The organism is Candidatus Galacturonatibacter soehngenii (genome assembly GCF_008830185.1).
GTDB lineage: Bacteria > Bacillota > Clostridia > Lachnospirales > Lachnospiraceae > Lachnotalea > Lachnotalea soehngenii.
On the sequence record NZ_WAGX01000002.1, the window covers coordinates 91,427 to 104,857 of the forward strand.

Consider the following 13,431-nt stretch of genomic DNA (forward strand, 5'->3'; position numbering starts at 1 on the left):
TACCATCTCAGGCAACTGAGAGGGATCTAATAAAATGAAAAGGGGTAAAGAGAATGAAGAGGGTATTTAGTATTTTAATGACATGCGTGATGTTAGCTAGTTTGGTATTAATCAGTGAGGTTCCAGTCATTGCGGCAACCAATTATTATGTTTCACCAAGTGGAAGTGATTCGAACGTGGGAACCAGTTCGAGTAAACCGTATAAAACGCTGGCCAAGGCAGTATCAAGTGCCAGTGCTGGGAGCACAATTTATATGATGAGTGGAACACACAGCTATTCCTCAACGGTTAAGTTGTCTAAAAATGGGACTTCTAGTTCGCGAATTAAGATAACTAACTATAGTGGAAGTACACCAGTAATTGATTTTTCAGCGATGCCTGAAAATACGAGCAACAGAGGGCTTCAAATATCTGGAAGCTACTGGACGATATCAGGCTTAAAAATTCAAGAGGCTGGAGATAATGGTATTTATATTACTGGAAATAATAACATTGTTCAAAATTGTGAAATTACAAAATGTCACGATACTGGTTTACAATTGAGTAATGGAGCATCAAACAACCAAATCATTAGTGTGACATCCACGTATCATTATGACAACGCAACGAATGGTGAAAATGCGGATGGATTTGCAGCAAAACTAAATATTGGACCAGGTAACACATTCACTGATTGCAAAGCATACTACAATTCAGATGATGGATTTGATTTTTATCAAGCAGGTAATGCGGTAAAGGTTTATAAAAGTGAAGCTTCCTACAATGGTCGTGGTGATGGCAATGGTCAAGGATTTAAGGTTGGTGGAAACTTTACAGCTGACAAACATTATTTGGAGAATTGTACTGCAATTGGAAATAAAGCAAGAGGATTTGACCAAAATAACAATACAGGAGCAGTTACACTAGTCAACTGTACAGGAACAAAAAATAAAGTAAACTTTTACTTTCCAAAAGCACCAAGTTCAGGTTCCCATAGTTTTACAGGATGTATATCTAATAGTGGTAGCAGTAAAGATGTAGTAGTTGGAAAAATAACGAAGTGCTCTTTTAACCAATAAAGAAAGATACAATAGCGAGAAGGAAGAATCTTCCTTCTCGCTATTTGTACCTATAAAGACAAAGGTATTAGTGGTTAATTAATTAACGAACTAAAAGGTTTCCATAGCATAGTTTTTATGTTAAAGTATATAAGGAAAATTATTATAAAACCAAAAGAATCATAGGAGTGAACTTAGTTTATGGAGGCAATAGAATGAATGATTTGGAGCTAAAATATTTAAAAAGTATTGCGAATCTATATCCAACGATAGCGTCGGCTTCAACGGAAATAATCAATCTGCAATCAATCCTTAATTTACCAAAAGGAACAGAGCATTTTTTGACTGATATTCATGGTGCAGATGAGCAATTTTTGCATGTACTTAAAAACGGATCAGGTTCCGTCATTCGTAAAATTAATGACGCATTTGGAAATACGTTAAGCAGCAGAGACAAAAAAATGCTTGCAACGTTAATTTACTATCCAGAACAAAAGATAGAAATTGTTTTAAAAGAAGAAGAAAATATTGAAGACTGGTACAAGATTACATTACATAGATTAATCCAAATTAGCAAACGAGTAGCATCTAAATATACCAGATCAAAGGTAAGAAAGGCTTTACCAAAAGATTTTGCATACATCATAGAAGAATTAATTACAGAAAAAGCCGAGGTCTTGGATAAAGAAGCGTACTACAATGAGATTATCAATACGATTATTCGAATAGGTAGAGCAAAGGAATTTATTATCGCCTTAAGCAAGTTAATTCAAAGACTTGTTATTGATCATTTGCATATCATTGGTGATATTTTTGACAGAGGGCCAGGGCCGCATATTATTATGGATACCCTAATGGAATACCATTCCGTAGACATTCAATGGGGCAATCATGATATTTTATGGATGGGAGCAGCATCAGGGCATCTTGCATGTATTGCGAATGTTGTGCGTATTTCTGCAAAGCATGGTAATTTAGATATGCTAGAAGAAGGCTATGGAATTAATCTCATACCGCTTGCAACTTTTGCATTAAATACGTATAATGACGACAAATGCAAATGTTTCCACATCAATAATTCCTCACGAGATTATGATAAAGACTTGGATTTAGACAATAAAATGCACAAAGCAATTTCAATCATTCAGTTTAAGCTTGAGGGACAGTTAATTAAGAGAAGACCAGATTTTCAAATGAATCATAGGTTGCTTTTAGATAAGATTAATTTTGACACGAATCGTATTCTAATAGATGGAAAAGAATATGAGTTGTTAGATTCCAACTTTCCAACCATCGACAGACAAGATCCTTATAAGCTTACAGTAGAAGAAGAACAAGTTATGGAGCGCTTAAAGTCGGCATTTTTAAAATGTGAAAAACTGCAAAAGCATGTTCGTTTCTTATTTTCAAAAGGTAGCTTGTATAAAGTTTATAATTCGAATCTCCTCTATCACGGCTGTGTTCCTCTAAATAAAGATGGAAGTTTTAAGACCATTACATTATTTGGAAAACAATACAGTGGAAAAGCTTGGTATGATTTTCTTGAAAATTATGCAAGAAAAGCTTATTACTGTGAGGACGATATTGAAGTTAGGCAAAAAGGACAAGACATCATATGGTATATCTGGTCGAATGAAAACTCACCTTTGTTTGGAAAAACGAAAATGGCTACGTTTGAACGATATTTTTTAAGCGACAAAGAGATGCATAAGGAGCAAAAGAACTACTATTATTCTCTATTAGAGGAGGAAGATGTAGTCAATCGAATTCTAGAGGAATTTAATGTAGACAGTAAAACTGGACATATTATAAATGGGCATATGCCAGTGGAACTTAAAAAAGGTGAAAATCCAATTAAATGCAATGGAAAACTATTGATTATTGATGGAGGGTTTTCTAAGGCATATCAAAGAAAAACAGGAATAGCAGGTTATACTTTAATTTCTAACTCCGTAGGTCTTCGCTTGGTTTCTCATGAGCCATTCGAATCGGCAGAGGATGCCATCGTAAATGAAAAGGACATTCATTCAGATACCACAATTGTTGAGAGTTTCTCTAACAGAAGATGTGTAGGAGATACCGATATTGGAAAAGAATTAAAAGAAAAAATAAAAGAATTAGAGGCTTTACTTCGTGCTTATAGAAGGGGTACATTAATCGAAAAAGAGCTTTAAGAAAAGATATTTATAGTGTAAAAAACAGTCGAATGAGTTCACGAAAAATACACAAAAATATTTCATAAAAAACACATTTTATTACTATGCTACTACATGGGTAATAAAGTGTGTTTTTTTCCAATTTAAGCACACACTTTGTTCTAATAATAATTCTAGGAGGGACAAAAGTTGATAGAAGTAAAAAACCTTGTAAAAAGGTATGGTGACAATATCGCAGTAGATCATTTAAACTTTACAGTTGAAAAAGGACAAATCTATGGTTTCCTAGGACCAAACGGTGCGGGTAAATCAACTACAATGAATATCATTACAGGCTATATTGCAGCCTCTGATGGGGAAGTAATCATCAATGGTCATAATATTTTTGAAGAGCCAGAGTTGGCAAAAAAATCGATTGGATATTTACCTGAAATACCACCTCTTTATGTAGATATGACACCATATGAATATTTAAAGTTTGCAGCCGAATTAAAAAAGATTGAAAAAAAAGAAAGAAAACAAATGATTGATGAAGTAATGAAACTTACAAAAATAACAGATGTAAGTAATCGACTCATTAAGAATCTGTCAAAAGGGTATAAGCAAAGAGTAGGACTTGCCCAAGCAATACTTGGATATCCAGAAGTAATTATATTAGATGAGCCAACGGTAGGATTAGACCCAAAGCAGATTATTGAAATTAGAGATTTAATCAAAAGCCTGAGTAAAAAACATACGGTTATATTAAGTTCACATATTTTATCGGAAGTAAGTGCAGTTTGTGACCACGTTATGATTTTATCGAAAGGAAAGTTAGTTGCCAGTGATAAGCCAGAAGAATTAAGTAAATTAATGGTTGGCTCTAATACTTTAGAACTTACGATAAAAGAAGAAGAGGCAAAGGTTAGAGAAATTCTAAATGAAATGACAGAAATTATAGAATTTAGTATACATAGTTCAGTTGAAGAGGATGCAGTTGATATTACATTAAAAACGAAGCAACAAATAGATATCAGAGAAAAAATCTTTTACGAAATGGCGAAAGAAAAATGTCCTATTTTAGCAATGAAAGTATCAAATATGTCACTTGAAGATGTATTTCTTGAGTTAACCGCCACAGATAAAGAGGTAAGACAAAGTCAGCTTATATTAGAAAATCAGTCTATTGAATCAAAGCAAAATGAGGAGGAACAAGAAGATGATAGCAATTTATAAAAGAGAGTTAAAATCATATCTCACATCTATGACGGGTTATATTTTTATGGCCTTTATCATGTTTTTGGTTGGGATTTATTTTACGGCATATAATTTGACATATGGATATTCGCACTTTGGGTATGTATTATCTTTGTCTGTCTTTGCTTTTTTAATAGTTGTACCTATTTTAACAATGAGATTGCTGGCGGAAGAAAAGAGACAAAAAACAGATCAAATTTTATTAACGGCACCTGTAAGGGTAATGGATATTATTTTGGGAAAATACTTTGCAATACTTACCATATTTACTATTCCAATCGTCTTATTTTGTTTCTATCCATTGTTGTTATCAAGGTTTGGTACGGTATCATACTTGATGGCTTATACCTCAATTATCGGCTACTACTTTTTAGGAGCCGCCTATTTAGCAGTTGGAATGTTTATTTCTTCCTTAACAGAAAGTCAAGTAATAGCAGCAGTTCTTTCTTTTGGAGCGTTGCTTGTAAGTTATATGATTACGGGACTTAGTCAATTTATATCGAGCACAGCATTTGCCTCATTTATGGGATTTTCCATTCTAATTATCATAATTGCTGTGATTGCTTACAGCATGACTAAAAATATGGCATTTTCAGCTGGATTGGCACTTGTACTAGAATGCATCACAACAATATTATACTTATATAAAGCAACCTTGTTTGCAAGTTCCATTTCAAAATTATTAAATGTCATTGACCTAGCATCACGATACGAGAATTTTGTAAAAGGAATCTTTGATGTGACAGGAATCGTTTATTATGTATCCGTGATTTTAATATTTATATTTCTAACGGTTCAGTCAGTACAAAAAAGACGCTGGAGTTAATGGGAGGTGAATGAAAGATGAAGCATTTTTTGAATCAGAAAAAAGAAAGAAAAGAGCCAAAGTTAATCAATAAAAAGAGCCTTAGAAATGGTTCCTATAGTATGGTTATTACTGCATTTGTATTAGCGATAGTTGTAATAATGAATCTAGTTATTCATAACTTGCCATCTACATACACAAAGTTTGACTTAAGTGATACCAAACTTTTTACTATTTCAGAAGAAACAAAGAACGTAGTAAGCAATATGAAAGAGGATGTAACCCTTTATTTGATTGCACAGACAGGTAGCGAAGATAAGACGATTGTAACCCTTTTAGATCAATATAAGGCACTCTCCTCCAATTTATCCGTTGTATATAAAGACCCTGTACTATATCCTAATTTTGTCTCAGCTTATACATCAGACGGACTAAATGAAAACAGCATAATAGTTGAAAGCGCAAAACGCTCCAAGGTGATTGATTATAGTAGTATCTATCAGGTAACAACGGATTACTCCACTTATGAAAAAAAAACAGATTTTGATGGAGAAGGACAGCTTACCAGCGCAATTGATTTTGTAATCTCTGATAATTTACCAATTATCTATACGTTGGAAGGGCACAATGAACAAAGTCTTTCAAGTGAACTAAAAGAGGCGATTGAAAAACAAAACATTACGATTCAATCTCTTAGTCTTGTAACAAATGAAGCAGTTCCTAGTGATTGTAAAAGTTTATTGATTTACTCTCCGCTTAAAGACATTTCAACAGAAGAAGTAGAAAAAATAAAAGATTATTTAAATGCAGGTGGAAACGCATTTATCGTTTCGGGCTATACAGAAGATGAATTAACGAATTTTAATCAATTACTAGCGGCGTATGGAGTGGCAAAGACAAATGAAGTCGTGTTTGAAGGAGATGCAAATAATTATGCAAGACCTTATAATCATTATCTTGTTCCAGTGATTGAAAGCCATGAGATTACCTCTCCTCTCATTTTGGCAAAGGAAAAGATTTTGCTTCCTTATGCACTTGGTATTACCCAATTAGAGACAAAGCCTGAAACAGTAACCATTGAGAAGCTGTTAAGTTCAACAAACGCTTCGTATGGAAAACTTCTAACCTCGAATACCTCGTCTACGGAAAAAGAGGCAGAAGATATAGAGGGCCCATTTGATTTAGCTGTAGCCATTACAAATACAATTAATGAAAATACAGAAAGTAAAATGATTTTGGCAACTTCTGATTATTTATTAGATGATTCAGCCAATCAAACTGTAGCGGGGGGGAATCGTGATTTTATTTTAAATTCCTTGAAATGGATTTGTGAGCAAGAAAGCACTATCACCATACATGCAAAAAGCATGGATAGCCAAAAGTTAGTCTTAAATGCAGCCCAGATAAACTTCTGGAGTCTTATTATTATGATTTTATTACCTCTTATCGTAATTGTAACAGGAATCGTGATATGGCTAAAAAGGAGAAAAAAATAATGTCAAAGAAAAGTAAAATGAGAAAACTTATTTCATTATTTGTTTTATTGGTTCTTTTCATTGTACTTTATTTTGTAGTAGAAACAGTAAATAAGGGAAAAGAAAAGGCAAATGAAGCAAAGAATGAAGCCAGTATTTCCATTCACAAAATGGATGTTGCAAACATAATATCCTTTTCTTATCAATACGAAGGGATACAATATCTATTTCAAAAAGAAAATGATGTATGGATTTGCACAAACGATACAAGTATTGAGCTTGATCAGAATTTAGTGGATAATTTAATTCATAAATTCAAAGACGTATCAGCAAGTCGAATAGTAGAAGAAAATTCGTCTGATTTATCGCAATATGGACTTGATAATCCTACCAATATCATTAAAGTAACCGATAAATTTGATAAAACCGTCATTTTTAATATTGGAAATGAAAACAAAATCGTAAATGGATATTATATTAAAACACAGGAAAATAATACGGTTTATTTAATTGATAACTTTCCTACTTTTTTTAATAAAAATTTAGATGATTTAAAAAAAGTTCAAGATGACTCAAACTCAACAGATACAACAACGCAGGAATAAAAAATTATGTATAAAAGTTTGGTTTTAAGTGCATATTAATATTGAAATTCAATATGTAATTATGTAAAGGAGAAACCAATTATGAAAAAGTTGAAAAAAATTTGTGTTGGAGCGCTTTTGGTAGTTTCAATTGCTTGTTTAACTGCATGTACAAATGATGCAACAAAGGACAATGCAAAAAATAACACAAAGACTGAAAGCGGAACAAATTCAACAACTGATACCAATAAAGCCAATGGCAATACTGGTACCACAACAAATGATAGTACCACAGGTAGCACAACTGGAAATACGACAGGAAGTACCACCGATACAACTGGTACAACAGACACCACAGGCACTACAGGCACTACAGATAAGGGTGTTGTTGGTGAAGTGGCTGATGATGTAAAAGATGCAGCTGATACAGCAGGTGATAAAGTTGAGGATGCAGTGGAGGGTAACAATACCACTACGACCGATAATAATACTTCAACAACAAAAAATAATTAATTAAGATTCTTGTTTTGTACGTATAATTTGGATATAATAATAAAAAGCTAGGTAAAACAATTACTAAGTTTTACTTAGCTTTTTATTATTATAAAGAATGGATGGAAAAGAAATGAAGTTCAGACCTTGTATCGATATACATAATGGTAAGGTAAAACAGATTGTTGGTGGTACTTTAATAGATTTAGGTGATTTGGCAGTTGAAAACTATGTATCAGAACTGGATGCATCCTACTATGCAGATTTTTATAAGAAAGATCAAATGAAAGGAGGACATATTATTCTTCTAAATAATAAGGACTCCGTTTTTTATAACAAAACAAAGGACCAAGCAATAAAAGCGCTTAAAACCTATCCGAGGGGACTTCAAATTGGGGGCGGAATGACTCCAGATAACGCAGCATATTTCCTGGATGCTGGAGCCAGTCATATTATTGTGACCTCCTATGTATTTCAAGATGGAAAAGTAGATATGAAGAACCTAGAACGCATTCGACAAGAAGTAGGTAAAGAAAATCTTGTTCTAGATTTAAGTTGTCGCAAAAAGAACAATCAGTATTATATTGTAACAGATCGTTGGCAAAAGTATACCGAAGTGATAGTAAATGAAGAAACATTAGATTTTTTTAAGGACTATTGTGATGAATTCTTAATCCATGCAGTGGATGTGGAGGGAAAAGCACAAGGAATCGAAGAAGAGCTTGTAAGTATGTTGGGGAGATGGGCAAAAATACCAATTACTTATGCAGGTGGTGTTGGAAATTTTAATGATTTACAAAAGCTTAGAGAACTAGGAAACAATCATTTAGATGTAACCATTGGTAGTGCCCTTGATTTGTTTGGAGGAAATATGTCCTATCAGGAAGTCCTACGTTATATGAAAAAAGTGTGAGCATTTGCTCACACTTTCATATTTAGTCACTTACAATAGCTTTAATCAAAAATAAAAAATCAAACGAAATTTATATTAATGAAAAAGGCACATTTTGAAATAACTGATTATAATTTGTTTACGTTTGTAGCCTGAGGACCTTTTGCTCCGTTAACGATTTCGAACTCTACTGCTTGTCCTTCTTCTAATGATTTAAATCCGTCCATAACAAGTCCTGAATAATGTACAAATACATCATTGCCTTCTTCGTCAGAAATAAATCCGTAACCTTTTTGGTTGTTAAACCATTTTACTGTACCTTTGTTCATAATGATATACCTCCATAATAAATAAAAAAAATAATAATTAGTTTATATTGTGGTATCTTCCACAACATGGTTAAAGGATATCATAAAATTTCCCAAATGTAAAGAAGAAAATTTAAAAAAATGGTATAAAACTAACAATACATATAATGAAATGATACTATTATTTATGAAAAAATAACAAATAAATACAAAATATGACATAAAATTAAAATAAGTTCCAAAAGCAGTGTAACTTCGACAGCTTGATATTGTTTAACTAGAAAAAGTTATGAATATATAATTGATGGATAGGAAAATAGTTTTTTATAAAAAGAAAAGGTATAATCTTGCTATTAGCAAGATTATACCTTTTTTGAGCAAAGAAATAGATTAATTTAGCAATATACTTGTGTTATATTAAAGAACAGTGATAATTTGAGAAGCAATATTAAACATACAATTATTGGAGGAAAAGATATGGGAAAGACAGCGTTAATTACTGGGGTAACAGGTCAAGATGGTTCTTATCTTTCAGAACTATTATTAGATAAAGGATATGAAGTTCATGGAATTGTTCGTAGAAATAGTAATTGTAATATGGAAAGAGTAGAACATTTGGTAGAGGATCGTCAACTATGTGATGATAGATTTCATATTCATTATGGAGATTTATCCGATTCCAGTAATATCAATCAGCTTTTACATAAAATTAAACCAGATGAAATATATAATTTAGCGGCACAATCTCATGTTGGGGTATCATTTGAAGTTCCAGAATATACGGCTGATGTAACAGGGCTTGGAACATTACGCATGTTAGAAGCAATACATTTATTAAATGCAAATACAAAATTTTACCAAGCATCTACATCTGAGCTATTTGGAGGGCTACCAGAAACAGCACCTCAAAATGAAAATACAAAGTTTTATCCAAAAAGCCCTTATGGTGCTGCAAAATTATATTCGTACTGGATTACTGTTAATTATAGAGAATCTTACAATATATTTGCTTCTAATGGCATATTATTTAATCATGAATCACCTAGAAGAGGAGAGAACTTTGTTACGAGAAAAATTACGAAACAGGTAGCAAGTATTCATCTAGGGCTTAAAAATAAATTATCTCTTGGTAACTTAAATGCAAAAAGAGACTGGGGATATGCAGGAGATTATGTAGAAGGAATGTGGAGAATGTTGCAAAAGGATAAACCAGGAGATTATGTTTTAGCAACAGGAGAGACACATACCGTACGAGAATTCGTAGAACTAGCATTTGAAGAGATAGGCGTAAGCTTAGAATGGACAGGAGAAGGGATTGCAGAAAAAGGATATGATAAGAAGACAGGTAAACTATTAGTAGATGTAGATCCTGCTTTTTTTAGACCTGCAGAAGTCGAGTTATTATGCGGAGATGCAACAAAAGCAGAAAAAGAGCTTGGATGGAAAAGAAAAATTAGTTTTCAAGAATTAATAACTATGATGGTACAGGCTGACTTAGAGCAATTAAAAAAAACTATGGTAAATCAATATAGATATATGGAACGAATTGGATAGGTAATGAGGTAAGAGGATGGAAAAGAATGCAAAAATATATGTAGCAGGACACAATGGAATGGTAGGCTCTGCCATTGTAAAACAATTAAAACTAAACGGATACCATAATATTTTAGTAAAGACTAGAGCTGAACTAGACTTAACAAGACAAGAACAGGTTGAAGAGTTTTTTGCAAAGGAAAAAATTGAGTATGTTTTTTTAGCAGCGGCGAAGGTAGGAGGAATTATGGCAAATAGCACTTACCCAGCCGATTTCATGTATGAAAACATGATGTTAGAGATGAATGTAATCAAAAGTGCGCATTTGCAAAAAGTAAAAAAATTATTGTTTCTAGGAAGTTCTTGTATTTATCCTAGAATGGCAGCTCAGCCTATAAAAGAGGAATATTTGTTAACAGGTGAACTTGAACCGACAAATGAAGCATACGCCTTGGCAAAGATATCAGGCATGAAATACTGTGAATATTTAAACAAACAATATGGAACCAACTTTATTAGTGTAATGCCAACGAATCTATACGGACCAAAAGACAATTATCATCCAACCAATTCTCATGTTATGGCAGCTATGATTCATAAAATGCACCTTGCAAAAGTAAACAAAAGTGAAGAAGTCGTAATATGGGGAAGTGGAACGCCTCTTAGAGAATTTCTTTATTCAGAGGATTTAGCGGATGCATGCATTTACTTAATGAATCATTACAGTGAAAGTAAAACCGTTAATATCGGAACGGGGAAAGAGATTTCTATTGAAAATTTGGCTTTATTGGTGAAAGAAATCATAGGGTATGAAGGAAAACTAGTATTTGATAAATCAAAGCCAGATGGTACACCACGTAAGCTTTTGGATATTGGAAAGTTAAAACAACTTGGTTGGAATTATAAGACACATATTAGAGATGGGATTCGCCTATCCTATGAAGATTATCTAAAAAATAATAATAAATAAAGTTAGTTTTTGAATTTTGAATAAATTAGATTACTTTTAGGGAATATGTATAGTGACATATTATGATATGGTGAAAGATTTTGCTGTATTAATTGTTCTTAAAAGGATATAAATTTGTTCAAAAGGAGAAATGATTTATGGATAAAAAAGCTGTAAAAACAATAGCGGCCAGCGCAAGTGCAGCAGCTACAGTCGCTGCAATTTTGGCAGTAAAAAAGAATGCCAAAAATCAGGAAATAAAAAAAGCGGAAGATAAAATGAAACATTTTGAGCCAGGAGAGAGAAAAGCATATTTTGTGGGTGCGGGACTTTCTAGTATGGCAGGAGCCGCTTACTTGATTCGTGATTGTAATTTTAAGGGCGAAAATATTACAATTTTTGAAGGAAAACAAATCATTGGAGGAAGCAATGATGGCATGGGGACACCAAAAAGTGGTTTTGTATGTCGAGGCGGCAGAATGCTAAACGAAGATACTTATGAAAATTTTTGGGAACTCTTTTCAACTATACCATCACTAGATAATTCAAGCAAAAATGTCACAGAAGAAATCATATCTTTTGACCATGCTCATCCTACTTATGCCAAAGCAAGATTAATTGACAAGGACGGTAAAATTGTTGATGTAAAAAGTATGGGCTTTCAAAAAGAAGATAGAATCGCTTTAGGAAAGCTTATGGTGATGTCAGAAGATACGTTAGATGATATGACAATTCAGGATTGGTTTAAGAATACCCCTCATTTCTTTGAAACGAATTTTTGGCTTATGTGGCAAACTACCTTTTCATTTCAAAAGTGGAGCAGTCTATTGGAATTCAAGCGATATATCGAGCGAATGATATTGGAGTTTAGTCGATTAGAGACACTTGAAGGAGTCACTTGGACACCATATAATCAATATGATAGTGTTATTCTTCCAATTAAGCAGTTTCTACAGGATAATGGGGTTAATTTTATCACAGATTGTGTGGTTACAGACATCGATTTTAAAGATGATAGTACAATTACAGCGACCACATTGCATCTAAAGCGAAATGATATGGATGATATTATCTTGCTAAAAGATGAAGATTTGTGTTTTATGACCAATGGATGTATGACAGATTGCTCTTGCCTTGGTAACTATACAACGCCTGCAAAAATGGATACTGCAAATTCTATGTCGGCAGATTTATGGAGTAAGGTAGCAAAAAAGAAAAAAGGGCTTGGAGATCCAACACCATTTTTTACAAAACCGGAGGAAACAAATTGGGAAAGTTTTACCATTACATGTAGAAGTGATAAATTGATCAAATTAATTGAAAATCTTTCTGGAAACATTCCTGGAAGCGGGGCACTCATGACCTTTAAAGATTCCAATTGGCTATTAAGCATTGTAGTTACTGCACAGCCACATTTTAAAAATCAACCTATCGATGAATTCATCTTATGGGGGTATGGACTTTATACAGGAAACACAGGTAATTATGTACAAAAGCCAATGAGAGATTGTACTGGAGAAGAAATTCTAGATGAATTATTATATCACTTACATTTGCAAGAGAAGGCAAATGAAATAAAAGCGGATATTGTAAATGTGTTTCCTTGTATGATGCCATATGTGTCTGCACAATTTCAACCTAGAAAAATGAGTGATAGACCAATGGTAGTGCCAGCAAATTCAACAAACTTTGCTATGATAGGACAATTTGTTGAAATACCTGAAGATATCGTATTTACTGAAGAATATTCAGTACGTGCTGCTAGGATAGCGGTATACAAATTACTAGGATTGCCTTTGGTTAAAATATGTCCGGTAACCCCTCATAAAAAAGATCCTATTGTTTTAGTTAAGGCTTTAAAAACTGCATATCGGTAAAGAACTTTTGTTAAAAATTTTTTAATAAGGAACGTATAAGCACGTGCCTTCAGGCTGTTAACTTTGTTGACAGCCTTTAAAATGCCA

The 13,431-nt window shown here is 33.1% G+C and carries 12 protein-coding genes; 11 read left to right on the forward strand and 1 reads right to left on the reverse strand.

All coding sequences use genetic code 11. The features are described from left to right. Nucleotides 1-53 precede the first annotated feature (53 nt). From F7O84_RS00615 to hisA, 8 genes are all read left to right on the forward strand, one after another. Nucleotides 54-1,058, forward strand: coding sequence for a right-handed parallel beta-helix repeat-containing protein (locus tag F7O84_RS00615; protein WP_151140684.1), 1,005 nt, complete (start codon nt 54-56; stop codon nt 1,056-1,058). Nucleotides 1,059-1,252: 194 nt separating this feature from the next. After that, complete coding sequence (locus F7O84_RS00620; RefSeq protein WP_151140687.1) at nt 1,253-3,211, forward strand: fructose-1,6-bisphosphatase; 1,959 nt, start codon at nt 1,253-1,255, stop codon at nt 3,209-3,211. A 171-nt stretch (nt 3,212-3,382) separates the two neighbouring features. Further along, nucleotides 3,383-4,408, forward strand: coding sequence for an ABC transporter ATP-binding protein (locus F7O84_RS00625; protein ID WP_151140690.1), 1,026 nt, complete (start codon nt 3,383-3,385; stop codon nt 4,406-4,408). Beyond that, nucleotides 4,392-5,255, forward strand: coding sequence for an ABC-2 transporter permease (locus F7O84_RS00630; protein ID WP_151140693.1), 864 nt, complete (start codon nt 4,392-4,394; stop codon nt 5,253-5,255). The genes F7O84_RS00625 and F7O84_RS00630 overlap by 17 nt, the downstream gene beginning before the upstream one ends. A 17-nt stretch (nt 5,256-5,272) precedes the next feature. Then, nucleotides 5,273-6,730: a GldG family protein gene (locus tag F7O84_RS00635; protein WP_151140695.1), complete on the forward strand. Its 1,458-nt coding sequence runs from the start codon at nt 5,273-5,275 to the stop codon at nt 6,728-6,730. After that, on the forward strand, nt 6,730-7,314 hold the full coding sequence (locus F7O84_RS00640) for a DUF4340 domain-containing protein (RefSeq protein ID WP_192451609.1): 585 nt from the start codon (nt 6,730-6,732) through the stop codon (nt 7,312-7,314). Before F7O84_RS00635 ends, F7O84_RS00640 begins: the two co-directional genes overlap by 1 nt. An 81-nt stretch (nt 7,315-7,395) precedes the next feature. Beyond that, nucleotides 7,396-7,806: a hypothetical protein gene (locus tag F7O84_RS00645; RefSeq protein WP_151140701.1), complete on the forward strand. Its 411-nt coding sequence runs from the start codon at nt 7,396-7,398 to the stop codon at nt 7,804-7,806. A 112-nt stretch (nt 7,807-7,918) separates the two neighbouring features. Continuing rightward, entirely contained in the window at nt 7,919-8,698 is a 780-nt protein-coding gene (gene hisA, locus F7O84_RS00650) for a phosphoribosylformimino-5-aminoimidazole carboxamide ribotide isomerase (RefSeq protein WP_151140774.1), read from the forward strand. Nucleotides 8,699-8,805: 107 nt separating this feature from the next. Here hisA and F7O84_RS00655 read toward each other — a convergent pair whose 3' ends face one another. Continuing rightward, nucleotides 8,806-9,006 carry a cold-shock protein gene (locus F7O84_RS00655; protein ID WP_151140704.1) on the reverse strand — a complete coding sequence of 67 codons (201 nt, stop codon included), beginning with the start codon at nt 9,004-9,006 and terminating at the stop codon, nt 8,806-8,808. Between the two features lie 456 nt (nt 9,007-9,462). Here F7O84_RS00655 and gmd point away from each other — a divergent pair, with 456 nt between their 5' ends. From gmd to F7O84_RS00670, 3 genes are all read left to right on the forward strand, one after another. Then, a complete protein-coding gene (gene gmd / locus F7O84_RS00660; protein WP_151140707.1) occupies nt 9,463-10,539 on the forward strand; it encodes a GDP-mannose 4,6-dehydratase in 1,077 nt (358 codons plus the stop codon). 16 nt (nt 10,540-10,555) lie between these two features. Further along, nucleotides 10,556-11,488: a GDP-L-fucose synthase family protein gene (locus F7O84_RS00665; RefSeq protein WP_151140710.1), complete on the forward strand. Its 933-nt coding sequence runs from the start codon at nt 10,556-10,558 to the stop codon at nt 11,486-11,488. A gap of 137 nt (nt 11,489-11,625) precedes the next feature. Beyond that, the gene (locus tag F7O84_RS00670; RefSeq protein WP_151140713.1) at nt 11,626-13,344 is read left to right on the forward strand and encodes an oleate hydratase; all 1,719 of its coding nucleotides are present in this window, start codon (nt 11,626-11,628) and stop codon (nt 13,342-13,344) included. Nucleotides 13,345-13,431 lie beyond the last annotated feature (87 nt).

What these genes read in the sequence shown, in the direction of transcription:
- F7O84_RS00615 (WP_151140684.1), top strand. Translation starts at nt 54, where the DNA reads ATGAAGAGGGTATTTAGTATTTTAATGACATGCGTGATGTTAGCTAGT.
- F7O84_RS00620 (WP_151140687.1), top strand. Translation starts at nt 1,253, where the DNA reads ATGAATGATTTGGAGCTAAAATATTTAAAAAGTATTGCGAATCTATAT.
- F7O84_RS00630 (WP_151140693.1), top strand. Translation starts at nt 4,392, where the DNA reads ATGATAGCAATTTATAAAAGAGAGTTAAAATCATATCTCACATCTATG.
- F7O84_RS00635 (WP_151140695.1), top strand. Translation starts at nt 5,273, where the DNA reads ATGAAGCATTTTTTGAATCAGAAAAAAGAAAGAAAAGAGCCAAAGTTA.
- F7O84_RS00640 (WP_192451609.1), top strand. Translation starts at nt 6,730, where the DNA reads ATGTCAAAGAAAAGTAAAATGAGAAAACTTATTTCATTATTTGTTTTA.
- F7O84_RS00645 (WP_151140701.1), top strand. Translation starts at nt 7,396, where the DNA reads ATGAAAAAGTTGAAAAAAATTTGTGTTGGAGCGCTTTTGGTAGTTTCA.
- hisA (WP_151140774.1), top strand. Translation starts at nt 7,919, where the DNA reads ATGAAGTTCAGACCTTGTATCGATATACATAATGGTAAGGTAAAACAG.
- F7O84_RS00655 (WP_151140704.1), bottom strand. Translation starts at nt 9,006, where the DNA reads ATGAACAAAGGTACAGTAAAATGGTTTAACAACCAAAAAGGTTACGGA.
- gmd (WP_151140707.1), top strand. Translation starts at nt 9,463, where the DNA reads ATGGGAAAGACAGCGTTAATTACTGGGGTAACAGGTCAAGATGGTTCT.
- F7O84_RS00665 (WP_151140710.1), top strand. Translation starts at nt 10,556, where the DNA reads ATGGAAAAGAATGCAAAAATATATGTAGCAGGACACAATGGAATGGTA.
- F7O84_RS00670 (WP_151140713.1), top strand. Translation starts at nt 11,626, where the DNA reads ATGGATAAAAAAGCTGTAAAAACAATAGCGGCCAGCGCAAGTGCAGCA.